This window comes from Exiguobacterium sp. s59, from assembly GCF_018617475.1.
GTDB classification, from domain to species: Bacteria; Bacillota; Bacilli; order Exiguobacteriales; family Exiguobacteriaceae; genus Exiguobacterium; species Exiguobacterium aestuarii.
Map to the genome: position 1 here is coordinate 59454 of NZ_JACSKG010000005.1, position 19228 is coordinate 78681.

22 protein-coding genes and 1 other annotated feature are annotated in these 19228 nt (G+C 47.7%); of the genes, 11 read left to right on the top strand and 11 right to left on the bottom strand.

The genetic code is table 11. The features are described 5' to 3' along the window. Window positions 1-75: 75 nt before the first annotated feature. Window positions 76-1455 (bottom strand): TrkH family potassium uptake protein, encoded by a 1380-nt coding sequence (locus KNO91_RS10765; RefSeq protein ID WP_214796103.1) that lies wholly within the window; start codon window positions 1453-1455, stop codon window positions 76-78. Window positions 1456-1655: 200 nt separating this feature from the next. Between KNO91_RS10765 and KNO91_RS10770 the strand changes: the two genes are divergently transcribed. The 3 genes from KNO91_RS10770 to KNO91_RS10780 all read left to right on the top strand — a co-directional run bounded on the left by KNO91_RS10770 (window position 1656) and on the right by KNO91_RS10780 (window position 3473). Further along, window positions 1656-1847 carry a hypothetical protein gene (locus tag KNO91_RS10770; RefSeq protein WP_224862903.1) on the top strand — a complete coding sequence of 64 codons (192 nt, stop codon included), beginning with the start codon at window positions 1656-1658 and terminating at the stop codon, window positions 1845-1847. 86 nt (window positions 1848-1933) lie between these two features. Then, complete coding sequence (gene motA / locus KNO91_RS10775) at window positions 1934-2716, top strand: flagellar motor stator protein MotA (RefSeq protein ID WP_214790347.1); 783 nt, start codon at window positions 1934-1936, stop codon at window positions 2714-2716. Further along, window positions 2694-3473, top strand: coding sequence for a flagellar motor protein MotB (locus KNO91_RS10780; RefSeq protein WP_074034256.1), 780 nt, complete (start codon window positions 2694-2696; stop codon window positions 3471-3473). Before motA ends, KNO91_RS10780 begins: the two co-directional genes overlap by 23 nt. A 32-nt stretch (window positions 3474-3505) precedes the next feature. On the opposite strand, the gene KNO91_RS10785 is transcribed toward KNO91_RS10780, so the two are convergent. From KNO91_RS10785 to KNO91_RS10800, 4 genes are all read right to left on the bottom strand, one after another. Then, on the bottom strand, window positions 3506-4930 hold the full coding sequence (locus tag KNO91_RS10785; protein WP_214817903.1) for a dihydrolipoyl dehydrogenase family protein: 1425 nt from the start codon (window positions 4928-4930) through the stop codon (window positions 3506-3508). Next, complete coding sequence (locus KNO91_RS10790; protein ID WP_214796099.1) at window positions 4927-5292, bottom strand: DUF1499 domain-containing protein; 366 nt, start codon at window positions 5290-5292, stop codon at window positions 4927-4929. Before KNO91_RS10790 ends, KNO91_RS10785 begins: the two co-directional genes overlap by 4 nt. 65 nt (window positions 5293-5357) lie before the next feature. After that, window positions 5358-6737, bottom strand: a complete 1380-nt coding sequence (locus KNO91_RS10795) for a sensor histidine kinase (RefSeq protein WP_214790341.1) — start codon at window positions 6735-6737, stop codon at window positions 5358-5360. Beyond that, window positions 6734-7426: a response regulator transcription factor gene (locus tag KNO91_RS10800; RefSeq protein ID WP_214817905.1), complete on the bottom strand. Its 693-nt coding sequence runs from the start codon at window positions 7424-7426 to the stop codon at window positions 6734-6736. The genes KNO91_RS10795 and KNO91_RS10800 overlap by 4 nt, the downstream gene beginning before the upstream one ends. 125 nt (window positions 7427-7551) lie before the next feature. Here KNO91_RS10800 and KNO91_RS10805 point away from each other — a divergent pair, with 125 nt between their 5' ends. Next, the gene (locus KNO91_RS10805) at window positions 7552-8373 is read left to right on the top strand and encodes a Cof-type HAD-IIB family hydrolase (protein WP_214817907.1); all 822 of its coding nucleotides are present in this window, start codon (window positions 7552-7554) and stop codon (window positions 8371-8373) included. Between the two features lie 30 nt (window positions 8374-8403). Next, complete coding sequence (locus KNO91_RS10810) at window positions 8404-9402, top strand: alpha/beta hydrolase (RefSeq protein ID WP_214796095.1); 999 nt, start codon at window positions 8404-8406, stop codon at window positions 9400-9402. Window positions 9403-9445: 43 nt separating this feature from the next. On the opposite strand, the gene KNO91_RS10815 is transcribed toward KNO91_RS10810, so the two are convergent. The 4 genes from KNO91_RS10815 to KNO91_RS10830 all read right to left on the bottom strand — a co-directional run bounded on the left by KNO91_RS10815 (window position 9446) and on the right by KNO91_RS10830 (window position 13328). Further along, window positions 9446-11002, bottom strand: a complete 1557-nt coding sequence (locus KNO91_RS10815; RefSeq protein ID WP_214817909.1) for an aromatic amino acid hydroxylase — start codon at window positions 11000-11002, stop codon at window positions 9446-9448. Window positions 11003-11047: 45 nt separating this feature from the next. After that, window positions 11048-11241 (bottom strand) — a binding site (T-box leader). A 141-nt stretch (window positions 11242-11382) separates the two neighbouring features. Beyond that, window positions 11383-12060, bottom strand: a complete 678-nt coding sequence (locus tag KNO91_RS10820) for a uracil-DNA glycosylase (protein WP_214790333.1) — start codon at window positions 12058-12060, stop codon at window positions 11383-11385. A gap of 79 nt (window positions 12061-12139) precedes the next feature. After that, window positions 12140-12775 carry an FMN-dependent NADH-azoreductase gene (locus KNO91_RS10825; protein WP_214790331.1) on the bottom strand — a complete coding sequence of 212 codons (636 nt, stop codon included), beginning with the start codon at window positions 12773-12775 and terminating at the stop codon, window positions 12140-12142. A gap of 121 nt (window positions 12776-12896) precedes the next feature. After that, complete coding sequence (locus KNO91_RS10830; protein WP_214746962.1) at window positions 12897-13328, bottom strand: MarR family winged helix-turn-helix transcriptional regulator; 432 nt, start codon at window positions 13326-13328, stop codon at window positions 12897-12899. 159 nt (window positions 13329-13487) lie between these two features. Between KNO91_RS10830 and KNO91_RS10835 the strand changes: the two genes are divergently transcribed. The 3 genes from KNO91_RS10835 (at window position 13488) to KNO91_RS10845 (ending at window position 15462) form a co-directional block, all read left to right on the top strand. Further along, complete coding sequence (locus KNO91_RS10835; protein WP_214790329.1) at window positions 13488-13862, top strand: hypothetical protein; 375 nt, start codon at window positions 13488-13490, stop codon at window positions 13860-13862. A gap of 133 nt (window positions 13863-13995) precedes the next feature. Continuing rightward, window positions 13996-14880 carry a diacylglycerol/lipid kinase family protein gene (locus tag KNO91_RS10840; protein WP_214796089.1) on the top strand — a complete coding sequence of 295 codons (885 nt, stop codon included), beginning with the start codon at window positions 13996-13998 and terminating at the stop codon, window positions 14878-14880. Window positions 14881-14979: 99 nt separating this feature from the next. Beyond that, window positions 14980-15462 (top strand): GNAT family N-acetyltransferase, encoded by a 483-nt coding sequence (locus KNO91_RS10845; RefSeq protein WP_371816665.1) that lies wholly within the window; start codon window positions 14980-14982, stop codon window positions 15460-15462. A gap of 34 nt (window positions 15463-15496) precedes the next feature. Here the strand turns inward: KNO91_RS10845 and cbpA are convergent, their stop codons facing one another. After that, window positions 15497-16132 carry a cyclic di-AMP binding protein CbpA gene (gene cbpA, locus KNO91_RS10850; RefSeq protein ID WP_214695898.1) on the bottom strand — a complete coding sequence of 212 codons (636 nt, stop codon included), beginning with the start codon at window positions 16130-16132 and terminating at the stop codon, window positions 15497-15499. Between the two features lie 186 nt (window positions 16133-16318). Here cbpA and pdxK point away from each other — a divergent pair, with 186 nt between their 5' ends. The 3 genes from pdxK to bshB2 are packed head-to-tail and all read left to right on the top strand — an operon-like array spanning window position 16319 to window position 18217. Further along, on the top strand, window positions 16319-17143 hold the full coding sequence (gene pdxK / locus KNO91_RS10855) for a pyridoxine/pyridoxal/pyridoxamine kinase (RefSeq protein ID WP_214790321.1): 825 nt from the start codon (window positions 16319-16321) through the stop codon (window positions 17141-17143). Window positions 17144-17198: 55 nt separating this feature from the next. Continuing rightward, window positions 17199-17570 carry a YojF family protein gene (locus KNO91_RS10860; RefSeq protein ID WP_214695888.1) on the top strand — a complete coding sequence of 124 codons (372 nt, stop codon included), beginning with the start codon at window positions 17199-17201 and terminating at the stop codon, window positions 17568-17570. Beyond that, window positions 17567-18217, top strand: a complete 651-nt coding sequence (bshB2, locus tag KNO91_RS10865) for a bacillithiol biosynthesis deacetylase BshB2 (protein WP_214817911.1) — start codon at window positions 17567-17569, stop codon at window positions 18215-18217. The genes KNO91_RS10860 and bshB2 overlap by 4 nt, the downstream gene beginning before the upstream one ends. A gap of 162 nt (window positions 18218-18379) precedes the next feature. Here bshB2 and KNO91_RS10870 read toward each other — a convergent pair whose 3' ends face one another. Further along, complete coding sequence (locus KNO91_RS10870) at window positions 18380-19213, bottom strand: undecaprenyl-diphosphate phosphatase (protein ID WP_214796087.1); 834 nt, start codon at window positions 19211-19213, stop codon at window positions 18380-18382. Window positions 19214-19228 lie beyond the last annotated feature (15 nt).

The following is a 19228-nucleotide window of genomic DNA, read 5'->3' on the forward strand; positions in this document are numbered from 1 at the left end:
TCAACTTCAATATCATAACAACCTTAACTAAAAAAGCTACATTCCTTTATCAGGAATGCAGCCCACAACACACGTTTATCCAATCAAAATCTTTTCTTTCGGATAGCGAATCTTCCGATCGGCTTGTCGCGCGACCGTAAAGAGAATCGTCAAGGATCCGACACGGCCAAGAAGCATCATGAACATGATGAACCCTTTACCGGCAGCATTCAACTCAGCGGTAATGCCCAATGATAACCCGACCGTCCCGAACGCCGACACCGTCTCAAACAAAATGGCGCTCGCTGGAATATGACCGTTCGTCAAAATGACGAGTGTCGTAATGATGAGTATAAAGAAGAAACTTGAGATGGCAACAACGTATGCTTTTTTAATTTGAAATGCATCAATCGTCCGCTCCATGATGACCGTTTCTTTTTTACCTGCAATGAACGCCCACATATCCGCGAAGATGACCGCAAGCGTCGTCACTTTAATCCCCGACCCTGTCGAAGCTGCACCGGCCCCAATATACATCAAAATCAAAATTAAGCCGATTGAGGCAGGCGCCATCATCGAGATATCAATCGTATTGAAACCAGCCGTCCTTGTCGTCACGGCTTGGAAGAACGTCACATGTAACGCTTCACCGATGGACCGTCCATACAGTGCACCTTCGCTCGATACCCACTCAAACATCATAAGCACGAACCACGCTATTCCATTGATCACCAAAAGGGACAAAATCATGATTTTCGAATGAAGGGCGAGACGTTTCCATCCTCTTACCTCTGTCGCGTCGGCGATGGTCGTGAACCCGAGACCCCCAATCATAATCATGAGGGCAATCGTCACGACAATCGCCGTGTTTTGTTCAAACGACATGAGACTGTCCGGGAACAGCGCGAAGCCCGCATTGTTAAAGGCAGAGACAGCATGGAAGAAGCCGTAATAAAGTGCCGCACCGAACGAGTAACTCTCCGTACTATACAGTTCGAACGTCAAAAACAGCATCCCGATAAATTGTACGATAACCGTCGTGAAGACGATATTTCGAACGAGACGAACCGTACCGCCTGGCCCCGCTAAGTTCAACGATTCTTGCAAGAGAATCCGTTGTTTTAATCCAATTTTCTTCCCTAATACGCTCAGGAGCATCAACGCGATCGTCATGAACCCGAGACCCCCGATTTGAATGAGGGCGACAATCACCAATTCCCCAAACAGGTTGAACGACGATCCGATGTCGACTGTCGACAATCCGGTCACTGTTCCTGCAGAAGTCGCGATGAACAAACAATCAATCCAAGAAACTGGCTCTTCTTGTGCAAATGGCATATATAAGAGTGTTGCCCCGATAAAAATCGCAAGTAAAAATCCTCCCGCGATAAAGCGAGCAGGTTTTTCAAACACGACTCGATAAAGTACCTCGATTCGCTTCAAGCGCATTTCACGCGCTGACAGTCTATGTCGCATTACGACATCCCCTTCACATCTGTTATTCTAAGCCTCATGTTACTCCTCGCTTTTCTAAATGCCAACAAGAAAATGTATCTCTAACGCTTTCCTCATTTTTTTGGTATTATGGGAGATAGACTTTAAGAATGTTGAGGAGGTTGAATGAAACCGTGGACCCTAGTACGGTAGATCATTCGATAGAGGATGTCTCGCGAAGGTTGGAGCGCCAATCACAATGTATGCCCGCTCACCTTTATTTTCAGCTAGAAGAGTTACTCAATTGGTCACTTGAGCAAGAAGTCGTGAATCAATTGTACGCATTGTTAAAAAAATACGACGTATTAACCGATATAGAGCGTGAAGAACGAAACATCAGCATTCAAATGCTGATTGATGAAAACGGCGCTTAATCATCGGGAACGCATGTTGCGGGAGACGAGTAGCGTCTCTCGCTTTTTTTGTCCTGATTTATTTCGGAAAGGTGGAAAACAAAGACATGGATGTCGTCACGTTAGTCGGGCTCATACTCGGGTTCCTCACCCTCGTTGGTGGAATGTTATTAAAAGGAGCGGGTATTGCACCGCTGATCAACCCTGCCGCAATCGTTATCATTTTCGTCGGTACAGCTGCTGCGGTCAGTATCGCCGTATCGAAAGAACAGCTTCAAAACGTACCGAAGTTATTTAAAATCTTGTTCAAAAAACAAGAACTTCCAAGTAAATCCGGATTGCTCACACAATTTGTCGACTTGTCGACGCAAGCTCGGAAAGAGGGACTCTTATCCCTAGAAACAGCACTTGAACAAGTCGAAGAACCATTTTTACGCCAAGGTATGATGATGGTCATCGACGGTCAACCTTCTGAATACATTGCGGAAGTGATGTCACGTGATATCGAAAACATGGAACAGCGCCATAAAGCGAATGCCGACATCTTCACCCAGGCCGGGACGTATGCCCCGACGCTCGGGGTACTCGGAGCCGTTATCGGATTGATCGCTGCCCTTAAAGATTTGTCAGATATCGAGAAACTCGGACACGCCATTTCGGCAGCCTTCGTCGCGACACTTTTCGGGATTTTCACCGGGTACGTGCTTTGGTTCCCGTTTGCGAATAAACTGAAGCAATATTCGAAGAGCGAAGTCATCATCAAAGAAATGATGATTGAAGGGATTTTATCGATTCAAAGCGGTGAATCTCCAAAAACGTTAGAAGATAAGCTGTCTGTGTATTTGTCTCCAAAGGAGCGAGCTGACTATGAAACGCAAAAAGAAGCATGATCATGAAGAACACATTCCAGAAGGTTGGCTCATTCCTTATGCCGACTTGTTGACACTCTTGCTCGCGCTCTTCATCGTACTGTTCGCATCGAGTAACATCGACCAAACGAAGCTCGAGAAAATGTCTCGCTCTTTCAACCAGGTGTTCTCTGGAGGCGTCAGTGTCTTCCAAGCTTCGACCGCCTCAAACAGCGACATCAGTCGGACGGATAAAACCAATACGACTGCCAACCCACGCACCTACGAGCTTGCTCAGCTTGATGAGTTGAAGGAAGATGTGAATCAGTACATTAAGAAGAATGGGTTAGAGAGTCAAATTAAAGCGACAATCAACTCGAGCGGTCTCGTCTTAACAATTCAAGATCGTGCCCTTTTCAACTTAGGAGAAGCGACACTGGATGCGGATGCTCGAAATGTCGCTCAAAACATCAGTCAAATCTTAGAGAAGGCTGGGAAGCGAGAAATCGTCGTCTCTGGTCATACCGACAACATTCCAATCAACACGGCGCGTTTCCCATCGAACTGGGAACTCAGTTCAGCACGTGCGACCGCATTCATGCGTGGTTTATTAACGAATGACGCACTGAATCCGGCTCAGTTTACACTTGCAAGCTACGGGGAATTTAAACCGATCGCCACGAATGATACCGAAGAAGGTCGCTCGAAAAACCGACGCGTCGAAGTGTTGATTAAACCGCTCGTCGACTTATCAGAAGGCGAACCGAAGATGATTGAGACGATCACATTACCGAACTAAAATCACCCACTCAAATGAGTGGGTGATTTGTGTTATTGCATCAATTTGAAATAGCGTCTTGCCAGTTCTGTAAGTGGGCTTTCGAACAAGCGTTTCCGCCAGTAGAGATCCGTCACTTTCTTCACCGCTTCACTGCGCGATGGGTAAGGATAAATCATTCGTGACAACTTCCCAATCTTATCGCCCCGTTGCATCGCATAGACGACGATTTGCATCCAGTCACCGGCCGATTCACCGACCGCATGTGCCCCGATAATCTTGCCATTTTTCTTCGTGATGACTTTGACAAAGCCGGCCTCTTGGCGTTCGGCGATGAAACGGTCCACTTCTGACAGTTTCGCTTCATACGTCTCGATGTCATCCCCGTAACGCTCACGCGCTTCTTTCTCGGTCATCCCAACGTGGAACACTTCAGGATCTGTGAACGTGATCCAAGGAAGCTTACTGTAGTCTACCTTGTTCCATAGTCCAAACAGCGCGTTCGCGACAACTGCTTTCCCTTCTTCACCTGCTGCGTGTGTGAACGGGAGCGTCTTGATCGTATCGCCAATCGCAAAGATATGCGGCTGTGACGTCCGATACGAAGAAGAGACGTCGATGTACCCTTTCGTCACTTGAACGTTCGCCCGATCGAGACGGAGCGCGTCGATGCGTGGGACGCGTCCTGTCGCCATAAGGAGTTTATCTGCCTCATATTCGACCATCTCGCCGTTTACCTCTGTCGTAACACGAATACGGCCATCGACTTCATCGACCCGATTGACTTTCACGCCAATTTTCAAGCGCATCGCCATCTCAAGCTGCGATTTTAGGTAAGTGGAGACGTCCTCGTCTTCTTTTGGTAAGAACGCATCCTGTGCCTCGAGTACGGTAACTTGCGATCCGAGTCGCACAAATGATTGTGCTAGTTCGAGTCCTACCGTCCCGGCACCGATAACAATGAGGCTCTCTGGAAGCGTCTCTTCTTCAAAGACCGTCTCGTTCGTTAAGTATGGGACTTGATCTAATCCATCGATTGGAGGGACTGTCGGTTTTGAGCCAGTTGAGATGACAAATTTTTTCCCGATCAATAAATCGTCCCCGACCTTCAATTCAGTCGGGCTTTGGAACGAAGCCTCCCCGATGTATACGTCTACACCGATCTTTTCAAAGCGCTCGGTCCCGTCATGATCTTGGATGATTGCGCGAGCCTTATCGACCCGTGCTTTCGACATTTGATAATGCTCTCCGCCATTGAACTCCGTTCCGAGAACACGTGCTGCGCGCATCATTGCATTCGCTTCTTTCGAAGCGGCAATCAATGCTTTCGATGGCACACATCCGACATGCAGACAGTCGCCACCTAAATGTTTGTTCTTTTCAACAAGCGCGACTTTCACGCCTAAGTTCGCTGCTCCTGCTGCCACTGTCATCCCGGCGGCACCGCCACCGATGACAATCAACTGATAGTCCTTCATCGAATCAACCTCCGGTATCGTTCACTCACATCTTCCATCCGCTTTCGATTCACGCCAAAGTCTGAATAGCCGACACGAGACGCAGACCGAAACTCGACTTGTTGAGTGGAATCATCAAATATAAAATTCACATCATCTTTAAAACGCATCACTTTCGAGGTCACCACATAATGAAGGCCCTCATCCGTTTCTTTAACCAGTTCAGCTCGCGGCAATTGGTTCATTGCCATCTTGATCGCTTCAATCGATTGACCACGACTACCCGCATATGGGAGTGGAGACATGCGCAATTCTTCAATCGAGGTTTGCGTCGAGACGGCGTTTGGACTTCCTTTTAACGGCTTCAATGACTGATTGGCCATAGTAAAAAACCTCCCTCATTCTACATACATCTATATGTAGCCTGAATTCGGGAGGTTTAACCCTATTAATGTAGTTCACTCGGGTCGAGTGGCAATAACACGGTCACGGTCGTCCCATGTCCGACCTCACTTTCGATGACCAGTTTTCCTTCATGTGCCTCAATCAACTCTTTTGAGATGGCGAGTCCAAGACCGCTACTTCCTTCCGTCACGTGGGCCTGATAGAACATCTCCGTAATACGCTGTAAATGCTCACGTGAGATACCAGGACCTTCATCGATAATCGAGATGAAAGCAACACGTTCCGATTGAACGAAACGGATTGTCAACGTTCCACCGTCTGGCGAGAAGCGAATCGCGTTCTCGAGGATGTTCAAGAACACTTGCTTCAACCGATTCTCATCAAACAATCCGACCGACTTTTGAGGATAACGCTCAATGAGCGTGATGTCTTTATCTTCAAGCGACTGTTTTAACTGCAATGTCACCTTTCGTAACAGTGAGACTAAATCTAGTTCCTGACGATACAACACCAATCGGCTCTCTTCGATCTTCGTATAGTCGAGAAGCTGCTCTACGAGACCAATCATGCGCTCTGTTTCGGAATGAATGATACTTAAACCAAGCTCCGTTTCCTCAGATAGCTTCTCATCGCCGCCCCGAATCGTCTCCGTCCACCCTTTAATCGAAGTGAGCGGTGTCCGCAGTTCATGGGATACGCTTGAGAGAAACTCGTTACGTGTCGACTGATGCTGTTGCACTTTAGCACCTAAATACGTGAGTGTTCGAGCCAATGCCCCAAGCTCATGTTTTTCATTCGATTCAACGGCAACGTCGAAATCACCTTGAGCCATCTCATCCGCCGTTTCGATGATTTGACGAATCGGACGGACGAAACGATCAGCGATTCGAATGACGGTATAGAGTGCAAGTAACCAGATCAGGACACCAATCATGACAACGGTCATCCAAATTTCACGGATGAGCGTATCTAAGTCTTCGAGCGGGCGTGTAAAGCTAATCGCAAACTCTGACGTATCGTTCGTCATAATCGGACTGGTCACCGCTAAGTAATGCTCCTCACCGATGTCATAGTCCTGTACGACCGACTCTCCTCGTGAAAGTTTTTCTAATTGTTCTTGTGAAAAAGATGCCTGCCTTGTCCGTTGCCCCGTCGTCTTGACGATGGAACCACTCTGGTCGACAATCGTTAAATCCGTTCCGGGATATCCGAATGTCCGGACAAGGACGGAGAAGGCGCTCGGCGTCTCAAACCCGACCTGGGCTTGAGGATATAGATATGCACTCGTGGTCGCATGACTTAGTAACGCTTCCGACTCATACTCGTAATAGTATCGATATGTCCCGTAAGACAAGACACTGACGAGTAGAAGTAAGACAATCGTCACGACGATCATCATGCGAATGACTAACTGTTGTTTCATGCTTCATGTCTCCGCCATTTATATCCGTGACCCCACAACGTTTCAATATAGATCGGGTGACTCGGGTCATCCTCGATTTTTTGACGCAACCGACGGATGTTGACGTCGACTGTCTTACGGTCACCGAAGTAGTTGACGCCCCATACCGCATCGAGTAATGCATCACGTGACAAGACGATCTCTTCATTTTGGACGAGATGACAAATCAAGTCATACTCCGTCGGCGTCAAATCGATCGATTGACCGTACTTCGTCACTTGCTTCGCCGCAAGGTCGATTGCGAACGGTCCTGACTTCAACCGTTTCGAGTCTTTTCGTTTCACTTTTTCGACGCGACGCAGCAACGCTTGAATACGCGCCACTAGTTCGCCTGGACTGAACGGCTTGGCGATATAATCGTCCGCCCCTTTTCCGAGTCCTTCGATTTTATCTTCTTCGAGCGTTCGTGCCGTCAACATGATGATTCCGACGTTCTCATCGATATCTCGAATGGCCGCACACGCCTCGAACCCGTCCATCTCTGGCATCATGACATCTAATAAGACAACGTCGAACTGTTCACGGTCAAATGCGGTGACCGCCTCTCGTCCATTCGTCGCCTCAAACACATCGAATCCGGCTCGTTTTAAATTGACAATAATGAAGCTGCGAATCGCATGCTCGTCCTCAGCTACTAAAATTCGATTCATATTTACACCTCTTCTAGAGTTCACTTCTCTACATTATAGTTACGTTTTTGCGACAAGGTTGTCAATTGACCTTAAAAAGGTTTAGGATGGAGTCATTAGATTCTGAAGGAGGACCCCCTACTACTATGAGTTACAAAATGATTGTATTGGATATGGATGATACGCTCCTCACGAGCGACCATACGATTTCCCCTAAAACAAAAGAAGCACTTCTCGATGCGCAAGAGCGCGGCTATAAAGTCGTACTTGCGAGTGGCCGCCCGACGTTTGCGATGTGGGATGCAGCCCGTGAATTGGAACTTGCGAAGTACGGTAGCTTCATTTTATCGTTCAACGGTGCCTCGGTCATCAATTGCGAAACGAATGAGGAGATTTTCTCGAGCACGCTTCAACCAGACACAGTCGCCCATCTCCATGATATCAGTGAACGGGAAGGAATCGCGATTCATACGTACGTCGGTAACGAAATCGTAACCGATCGTCCGAACCCATATACCGATATCGAAGGTGAATTGACGGGTATGTCTGTCATCCATGTCGACAACTTTAAAGACGCTGTGACAGCACCTGTCGTCAAATGCTTGATGCTTGCCGACGGTGACACGCTTGCTCCGATTGAAACGAAACTACAAGAAGAGTTGGCCGGGAAGTTGGCCGTCGCTCGTTCAAAACCGTTCTTCCTAGAATTCACGGAAGCCGGTGTCACAAAAGGAACGAGCCTCGCCTTCCTAGCGGATCAACTCGGCATCGCCCAGAAAGAAGTCATCGCTTGCGGTGATGGAAACAATGATTTGACGATGATTGAATGGGCAGGTCTTGGTGTTGCGATGGGTAACGCCAATACGACGGTCAAAGGGAAAGCGGACTTCATTACGAAGTCAAACAACGAAGACGGCATCGCTCATGTCATCGAGACATATATGGCGGACGTACTCGTCACGCAGTAAGCTTCTGATTGTAGAAAGGGAGGAAGTAAGATGAATAAAGGGTTGAAACGCGCTGGAGTCGGCTTGATTGGAACAGCGGTCGCGGGAGCGGCTTATGTGTTCCTATCACCTAAACCAGCAACACGTTTAATCAAAACTTCGTTCGCAGGGGGGAACGAGGTGGAGATGAAGGGATTCGAGGAAGTCGTTCAAAAGACGTCTGTCCGAAAAGACATCGACTACTTGTCCTCTTATGACAACGGAACGTTTGATTTGATTCGCTATGAAGGAGACGGCCGTACGGTTCCGACGATTTTTTGGGTACACGGTGGCTCATTCGTCGGTGGTGACAAATCAGACGTCCTCAAGTACGCGACATCGATTGCGAGTAACGGTTACAACGTCGTCAGCATCAACTATGCGCTTGCGCCTGATGTGACCTATCCGACACCACTTCAACAAATCGAAGAAGCATATTCGTTCATTGCTGAAAACAATGATCGATTCCGCCTCGACTTGGACCGCGTCTTTTTCGCGGGTGATTCGAATGGTGGACAGCTCGTCGCACAGTTTGTTGGCATCCAGTTGAATGACGACTACTCGCCTTCTGCCGAGGTCAGACAAGTCGTACCGAAATCATCGATCCTTGGAGCTGTCTTATTATCTGCTCCACTGGATTTGAAACGGTCTTGGCTCGAGTCATCGAAATCGGTGAATCGCTTCTTGTTCAAACGCATCGGCTGGGCTTACTTCGGCACATACAACTGGGAAACGCTCCCGGTCGTCGCTGAAGCTTCACCGCTCGTCAACGTACCTGCCACGTTTGTGCCAACATTCATCGCCGACGGAAACGATCATTCGTTTGAAGATCAGGCGAAAGAATTTGCGACAATTCTCTCAGGTCGAACAGATGTGACGACTGTGTTTTATGATCAAAACGAACACGAACTTGGTCATAACTATTACTTCGAAATGGACCGACCAGCTGCCAACTCGACGTATCGCCGTTTAATCACGTTCTTGCGTGAAACGACGAATCAATCCGTATAAAAAATAAGCGACGTTCTCTTTTAGGGAACGTCGCTTATTTTTGTTAACGCAACAGTTCGAACGCACGTCCGATCAATTCATTTCGGGATGGAGATGTGTGACGCAACGCTTCAAGGCGTTCAATCAACGCCTGCTTCAGCTCTTCGTCTTCCACTAGTTCCAAACATTCGATGTGTAACAACCACGCGTCTGGATGCTCAGATAAAATGTCTGGAACGAGATCATCAATCGACTCCCCTCGTTCACGCATGAGGTGAATGCGGTTGAACATTGGGTCATCATTCGTCCATACGCGTTCATCTCGCTCGATGATCACGGGCTTTTCAATGATCACCAATTCTTCCACTGTCGTTCCGGGGAATACCGAAGGAAGTGAATCGACGCGTACTTCGAGCGAGTCGAGTGAAATCGTCCGTCCTTCTAGCTGAATCGTCACGTCTTGGATCTTATCGGATGAACATGCTTGACGAATGGTCATCCCTTCGAGGAGATCGTCTCGATTTAGTGCGGATTCCGTATCGTGGACAATGAGAAGTCCGTGACGTTCTCGTTTCGTGAACTGACCATTTTTTACAATCGTGCATTCATCCCATTGGATGAGCGTATGTTCTTTCGACTCTGTCATATGGCGAACGATTCCGACGCGCTCAGAGCCATCTTCGAGTCGAAGCGTCGATTGACTTCCCGACGCCAATGCTTTCGAGACAGATTCAATCCCACCTTTTCGAATCGCCATTCTCCCTTCTAATTCGTCTAAGACGGAAGAGAGCGTCTCAAAGTCTGGAATGACGAACAGTTCTTTTTGCATATTCGTCACGTCTTGCTTCGTCTGTAACGCATGCTCCAAGTCAAATGGATGTTTGACGACCGCGTCGGTCAAGCAGTGACGGCTTTCGCCAACAGATGACAAGAGACCTGCGCCGTAAATCATTGGACGCTCGAGGTCGCCAATCAATCCAAATTCAACCGTCCACCAAAAGATGCGTGCAACTTGTTGCGCCTCTGAAAACCCGGTCACTTGTGCTTTCGCTTCATGGACCGCTCGTTCTGCCGCCTCGATGTCTTGTTCCGTTGAATTGGCATTCTCTTTCACGATCGTCAAGCGTTTCAACGCTGCGAATGAAGCATGCTCTTCCCGGTTCATGAACGCCTTCGCCCCTAGTTGACCGAAGCGTTTGACGATTGCCGAAAATGTCGGGTCCATCAACATCGGTGCGTGGCCTGCCGCTTCATGAATGATATCAGGTGCAGGGCTGTATAAGATATTCTCGACTTTCCGGATATCCGTCGCGACAGGCAACATTCCGTTCCCTTGGAAGTCAAAGAAGGCAACGCCAGGGATGAGTCCATCCACCGCGACCGTCGACCATCCTGCCGCACGCATTTCATCCGTCATCTGTTCGACGTTCGGCAATCGGTCTGGTCCCATTCCCGTCCGTTTTAATCCTTCGATGTAAAACGGATGCGCCTTCCCTTCTAACGTATGCAGGTTCAACCGTAAGACGAAGCGCCAGACAGCGTGATCCGTCGGTGTGTACTCATTGTAGAACTGCGGTGAAATATGTGGGGCAAGATGTGATGGAATCGATTGTGTCAACATGTGAAGTCCTCCTTTAAAGTCAAAAAAGTCCCTATCGATTGAATCGATAGGGACGACAAAGCCGCGGTACCACCCTGGTTGCTAGAGAATCTCTAGCCGCTTAATCCGATAACGGGGGACCGCTCAATCATGAGAGCTCGGGAACTGTAATTCGATTCATCTTTTGGGCGTGTTCGCAGCACCACACGCTCTCTGGGCCAGGGAAGATGTCTCTACTTCGGTTCCTTCTTCGCTTCTATTACGTATACATGTTTATCTTTTATACAGTTATGCTGTTATGCATATATGCTTTTAAGCACTAAAGTGACGTCTTGTTAGTTACTGTATCAAAGGTTTTTCGACACGTCAACAAAAAACAGCCTACGAATTTTCGTAGACTGTCAGAGACACCAATCAATCGGGGACTGACCCCACTCGTTTAGAGCATCATTCACTTGAGAAAACGGCTTTGACCCAAAAAATCCACGATGGGATGATAATGGGCTCGGATGAACGGATGTGAGCACTTTATGCTGCTCTCCGATCCACTTCATTTTTTTCTTTGCGTCATTTCCCCAGAGGATGAATACAATCGGCTCTTCACGACGCCCGAGTCGCTCAATCACCGAGTCGGTGAATTGTTCCCACCCTTTCCCACGGTGTGAGCCCGCCTTCCCTGCTTCGACCGTGAGCGCTGTATTCAAGAGGAGGACTCCCTGTTTCGCCCACTTCTCTAAATTCCCGCTCTTCGGAGTATCACAGCCAATATCATCCTTAAGTTCTTGAAAGATATTTCGTAACGACGGTGGGAATCGCACCCCATCCTGTACCGAAAAACTGAGTCCATGCGCTTGGTTCGGTCCATGATACGGATCTTGCCCTAAAATAACGCATTTCACGTCACTAAATTTCGTGTAAATAAATGCGTTCCAAATGTCTTCCCGATTTGGGTAAACGATCGTCTCTTCATACGCTTGATCGACGAATTGTTTCAACTGTTGAAAATAAGGCTGACTCATCTCATCTTGAATGATGTCTGTCCAATCCCCAAGTAATCGACTCGATAACTGTTCTCCCATTGCATACTCCCCTTTCCTTCTGTATCATACCCAAAATGTATGCATACAAAAAGACGAGTCAATCGACTCGTCTTTCGTATTATACCGTTACTGCGCCTGCAACTTCTTTCGCAAGTGCTTCTGCTTTCGCTTTCGCGTCTGCAACGATTTCTTCGATTTTGTCTGGGTATTGGTTCATCCCTTCAACTGCTACCGTCGTCACTTCAGAAACACCGACGAATGCGAGCGCTTGGCGAAGGTATGCGTCTGCAAAGTTAAGGTCTGTTCCTGTATAGATTCCACCTGTTCCTTGGATGTGGATCGCTTGTTTGTTTTCAAGCAAGCCGACAGGACCTTGCTCCGTGTAACGGAACGTTTTTCCTGCCATGAGTACGCTGTCGAGGAACATTTTCATACGTGCTGGGAAGAAGAAGTTCCACATTGGCGTTGCGAATACATAAAGGTCCGCTTCCATGAACTTCTCGAGCATGCTGCTCATTGTTCCTACTTTTTTCGCTTCTACGTCCGTAAGTGCTTCACCTGACGCGAATTTGCCCCATGCGCTAAGCACGTCTCCGTCGATTTCTTGCACATCGACATCGTAGAGTTCAATTGCTTCTACTTCGAGTGCTGAATTTTCAGCCTTGAGTGTTGATACGAATGTTTCTGCTACTTGTTTGCTGTATGAAAGTTCAGTTGGTTTCGGGTTAGCCGATACATATAATACTTTAGTCATCGTGTAATCCTCCATTTAGGTAATCTCTAATTTTTTTCAATAACAGTTAGAACTATATCATCTGTATATCTCATCGTCAATTATTTTAACTTCAAGATATTAATGAAAAAAGCAACGGGCTTTATTTGCCCGCTGCGTTATAACCGACTCGCTTCAATAACGAAATCAATTGTTCCGTCTCTTCATCACTTAACGGTCCATATATATCTTTGAAGATTTCGATGTGCTGTGGATAGACGACATCCATGAGCGCCTTTCCATCCTCCGTTAACGAGGCATATGTGACTCGACGGTCAGACGGGCAAGCGATTCGTTCAATCAGTCCACGCTTCTCCAACTTGTCGATGACGTATGTCACGCTACCACTTGTAATCAAAATCTGGTCCCCGATTTGTTGTAACGGGGTGTCTCCTCGTTTATACAGTACTGATAAAACACCGAACTCTGTTGAATTTAACTGGTGGCGTCGCAAATCTTCTTTCACACGATCGCTGATGGCATCCATCGTTCGTGCGAGAACGACCCACGCCTTCAATTCAAGGGATTCAATCATGTCGGTTTCACCTCAATTCGTTCATCATATATCACTAGTATAGCAGGACTTATGCAGTATAAGCCGGGAAAAATACTTCGTCAAGGAACTTCTTCGTTGTCGCCTATGTCGGAAACGTTTAGAATGGTAGTATTGTGATTTTAAGAAAGGGTGGACCGTATGCGTGAGTATTACGAAATTTCATTGACGATTAAACGGGAGTTTTTGCATGCTGTCATCGATTTGTTGAATCGGGAAGGCATCGCACCGGACTATGCGCTCGAAAAAGAAGGCGCGGTCTTTTTATTATTCAATCATTTACCTTGGCCAAACGTGACCCGTGAACCGCATGCCGTGGAACGTTTCTTGTTGACGTTAAAACGATCGGACTATTTATTCGTTAAAACGAAACGTAAATCACCGGTCCCTGACCATGAACCCGTCGCGTGCATGGGCGCCCTCGCCTCTCCGTTTCATGAACATCTGCGCATCGAGCTCGCTGTTGATGAGTCTGAAGCAAGTCATTTAGATATGTCCGCATTTCGTCATTATTAAACTCGATAAACGCTCAATTCCCCGTGAAGGTCAGCCCGAAAACGCTGACGGTCATGGGGATTTTTTTAGGAGTAGCCGATTTCGTAGACGGGAATAAAGGACAGTATTCGAACTGAAAAGGAGATATGCCGGAATGGACACAGTCATGTTAATCGTCAATCCATCCTCAGGAAAAGAATTGGGGGAGCAACACGCGACACATGCCGAGAAGGTGTTGCGCGAACGATATGGACACGTCGATGTCCGCTTCACCGAGAAAGAACAAGATGCAACGAATTTCGCACGAGAAGCAGCGGAAAAGCAATATAAAGCCGTCATCGCGATGGGGGGAGATGGAACGTTAAACGAAGCAGTCACTGGACTTGCCGAGGCGCCCCATCGCCCTGACTTCGGAATTATCCCACTCGGTACAGTCAACGACCTCGCCCGCGCACTCGGTGTCCCGAGTGATCCTAAAAAAGCGATTGAAGCACTTCGTGATGCTGAACCGACACCGATGGATATCGGAAAATATGAGAACGGCTATTTTATGAACGTCATCGCGATCGGGCTCATTGCCGAGGCCGTCGATGAAGTGAGTGTGGAAGAAAAGACAAAATGGGGACCGTTCGCTTATTTGATCGAAGGCGTGAAAGCGTTCCGTGAACACAGCCCATATGAGTTGGCGATTGAAAGTGAGGATGGCCAATTTGATGGTGAAGCGTACCTCGTCGTCATCGCCTTGACGAACTCGGTCGGAGGATTTGAGAATTTTGAGCCAGACGCGCGACTGAACGACGGGTTACTGCACGTCTATATTTTTGAAGAGCTCGGTTTAAAGGATGCCCTTCAATTAACGCCTGCTCTCTTCACAGGAAAGTTAAAGGAAACAGATAGCGTCACGTCATTCTGTACGAAACAGGTGAAAGTGGCCTCTCCTGAGTCTCTCCCCGTAAATGCAGATGGCGATACAGGCGGAACGTTGCCATTCACATTTGAAATTTTGCCGAGTCATTTAAACGTGTTGAAACCTGTCTAAGAGAAGGATTTTGATCAATCGAATCGAATGTTGTTAAGCGAGAAAGGAGAATGACTTATCAACATCTCGCTTGTTCCACTTACAACAGCATCCGACGAAATCGTCGACACTTTCAATCGCTGGAATAATGACCCACAGATTGTACACTTGATTCGCCCGAGTCGATCCGAAGAAGAATTGACCGCTCATTATGAAATGACGCTCGATGACTTAGAGGAACGTCTCCTGACACATGACATTTTTCTCATCTACGCAGATGACCATCTCGTCGGCGAAATGAACGTCATGTATGACCCACCCCATCTGTATCATCAAGAACCTGGTACGGCCTGGCTCGGATTTGTCATTGGGGAAGCAATCGGACGCGGGAAAGGTGTCGGCACGGAGGCCCTCCGTTTATTAGAAGAAAGACTACGAGTCCAAGGGACACCACGCATGGAACTCGGCGTATTCGCCTTTAACGATGCGGCCCACCGCCTTTATACGAAGCTCGGTTATGAAGAAATTGGACGAATCGAACAATTCACTTATTGGGACGGTCAATTTTGGTCCGACATTCGCATGGAAAAACGACTCGAGTAAAAAGCCCTTTCACGTGACGTGAAAGGGCTTTGGCTTAGTTGTTCAAGTTCTCGACTTCGACGATTCGGAAGCCTTTTTGTTCAAGCTTGGCAACGACTTTGTTCTTCATGTCTTCTTCACAATCCGGCGGTAACGTCACGAGTACCCGACGCAATACTTTACTTTTCGCATCGAGCGTCATCAAGCTCGCAATTGACGTATACTTGTTCACGATTTTTGTAATCTTCTCGAGCGCGCCCGCTTGCTCGCTCAAGGCAATCGTCAAGACGTAACTACCTGTGTCGCGACTCCACGCCTCTTCAAGCATCCCGAGCATCTTCCCGTGAGGAAGAATCCCATAAAATTCATTGCTTTCGTCTTTTAACACGGCAATGTATGGCAATTCTTTGATCGAGAAAAATACTTCGAAGAAACCATCCGATTCGTGAACATATTTTTGCGTGTTTTTAATGAGCGTCATCACATTATCGTCCATGTTTTCCCCGTTCATTCCATGACGATAAATATGCATCTTATAAATGTTACCGCGGAAAAATTTTCCCGTCTCGTCTAAAACAGGCACACAACGATATCCTGTTTCTTCAAGCGTATGAAGCGCTTCCCGCAATGTTGCCTTTTCACTGATGGTGACAACATCCTTCTTCGGGATACATAAGCTATGCACTAACATGCGTTTTCCTCCTAGCCAAAAATAAAGTGGTCTACACCCTATTCATTATTATTCCCCAAATATGATGAACATCCTGCATATTTTTTCTGAAAAGTTATGGACATGTCTCCTAATCCTCGCATTTGTCGGAATACGAAAAAGTCGTTATAGTGAAACTATCCAAACAGACAAAGGGGATGGACGATTATGACGATGAAAAAAGCATTGACGATTGCCGGTTCTGACACGAGTGGTGGCGCAGGAATTCAAGCCGACCTGAAAACGATGGAAGAACTCGGTGTGTACGGCATGACAGCCTTGACTGTCATCGTGGCACAAGATCCACATAACGCATGGAATCACGAAGTGTTCCCAATCGACACGACATTGATTGAGAAGCAAATCGATACGGTGCTCGCCGGGATTGGAGTCGATGCGGTGAAGACGGGAATGCTTCCAACACCAGAGATCATCGAACTCGCCGCTCGTAAAATCAAAGAGTATGGAATCGAAAACGCAGTCGTTGACCCGGTCATGGCATGTAAAGGTGCGGATGAGATTCTTGACCCGAACGTCGCAGTCGCGATGCGTCAACACCTCGTACCGGTCGCAAAAATCATCACACCAAACTTATTCGAGGCGCGTATGCTCGCTGGCCTCGACAAAACACCATCGACGATGGACGAAATTAAAGAAGCAGCTCGTTTAATCCATGAGCTCGGCGCTGAAATCGTCATCGTCAAAGTCGGTGGCAAACTTGGTTTCGATACAGCGTTCGATGTCTTGTACGATGGAAACGAATTCCGTCTACTTGAAAGCGAAAAAATCGAGCCTGCGTTCACGCACGGCGGTGGATGCACATTCTCTTCTGCTATTGCGGCCTCTCTCGCAAATGGCCATACGGTCGAAGAAGCGATTGAGATTGGAAAAGAATTCATCACAGAAGCAGTTCGTCACTCATTCCGTTTAAACCAGTACGTTGGACCGACGAACCATACAGGGTACCGCAAAAAATTAGCTACACAATCGTAAAAAGATGACCCGGGGCGCTTAGTTTCGGGTCATCCTTTCCATTGGAGGGACAGACGTGAAGGCGATTCAACCTGATCACATTCAGCAATATTTAGACAATCACGTCGCAACACCACTTTTTGTCCATGTTGAGACGACGAACGGTGCCTATGCGACACATAACGACCCGGATTTTCACAACGCCGGGATGTTTATCCGTAATGCCAAAATCGAATATAGCATCGGCCAAATCAAAGGAAACGGGCCTTATCGGGTCGGTTTAAAACTTGATCACGGCTGGCTCTATGTAGAAGGGTTGACCGACTACGAGGTGCATGGCGAACAGTTATTACTCGCTGGTCACGATCGACTCGGTCGCCTGGCGTGTGCGCTGCATATCGATATCAAACCGCTCCCTCAAGGAGCATCGGAGGTGGAGAATCAATGAATGGACCATTACTCGTCATTTTCCCACATCCGGACGATGAGGCGTTCAGCTCAGCCGGAACAATCATCCAACACCGTCAAAAAGGACTCCCGGTCACGTATGTCTGTTTAACACTCGGTGAGATGGGCCGCAACATGGGTTCTCCAATCTTTACGACGCGTGAAGAACTACCTAAAATTCGCAAGCATGAACTAGAAGAAGCTTGTCGCATGATGGGCATCGAAGACCTGCGCATGTGGGGACTTCGCGATAAAACAGTCGAATTTGAGGACGAAGCCGAGCTCGCAGGCCGCTTCCGCGCATTGATTGACGAAGTAAAGCCGGAAACGGTCATCTCGTTCTATCCGGGATATGCCGTTCACCCGGACCATGAAGCAACTGCTCGTGCCGTCGTACGAGCGCTTCAAGAGATGGGGGAGTCACGTCCTGCGTTTTTAGGTGTCGCCTTCGACCGCCGGACAGAAGAAGAACTTGGACAACCTCATGTCATCGTCGATGTAACGAAAGAAAGTGAACAGAAAAAGGATGCTCTATTCGCCCACCGTTCTCAGACAGAAGGGTTGCTTCGTGCGATCGATAACGCAGAAAACGCCCACGTCATGGAGTTACTCCAACGTGAGCGCTTCTATCATTATCCGTTCTCATGATTCATAGGCTAGGCGGGTCATGTAAAGCAAGGCCCCAACGGTCCCAAGACCGATTAACGTTCCGAATACTACAACGATTTGTCCCATAATGTCACCTCTTCTTCAATTTACGGACGTTCTAAATATTTGGTTTCAAACACGTGCGCTTTGCACGTGTTTTTTTTAGAAATATAAAACGTAAATGACGATGGCCAATACGATCCGATAGACCGCGAACGGCATCAATTTCACTTTGTTGATCAGCTTCAAAAAGAATTTGATGGAGAGGAGTGCGAAGAGAAACGCACTCATAAAGCCGACGACAAACACCGGTAACGTCTCGATCGTGAAGTACGTCCACTTGCTATAAAGCGATAACGCACTCGCTCCGAACATGATCGGTACCGCCATGATGAACGTAAAATCCGCCGCTGCCCGATGACTCATCCCAAGGAGGACGCCACCTGAAATCGTCGAACCCGACCTTGAGAATCCTGGCCATAGCGAGAAACATTGAATTAGTCCGACGCCGAGCGCTTGCTTATACGTGATGTCATCGAGCGTGGCGGTCGTTTGGCGTTTTACGCCTGATAAATCTGCCGCAATCATAAAGAAAGCTCCAATCACTAAACCGATCAATACCGTCTTGACCGAGAAGAGGTGTGTATCGATGTAATCTTCGAACATGACACCGAGTAGACCCGCGGGTAGTAACCCGATCAAAATATGTATCAGATTGAATTGTCGCGTTGCCCCGCTCTGTCTGAGTGTGAGTAACGACTTCGGATTCAGTAACGATTTGAACCGTTCTCGAAAGACGACAACGACCGCTAAAATCGAGCCTAATTGAATGACGATTTTAAACGTGTTCGCTACTTCCTGACCTAAAAACTGACTCGAGTTCAACCAAAGCCCGTCCACGAGAATCATATGCCCCGTCGACGAGACCGGAGCAAATTCCGTCAGTCCCTCAACGACACCCAACAAAAAACCTACGAATAACTCATACCATTCCACAATGTTTCTCCTATA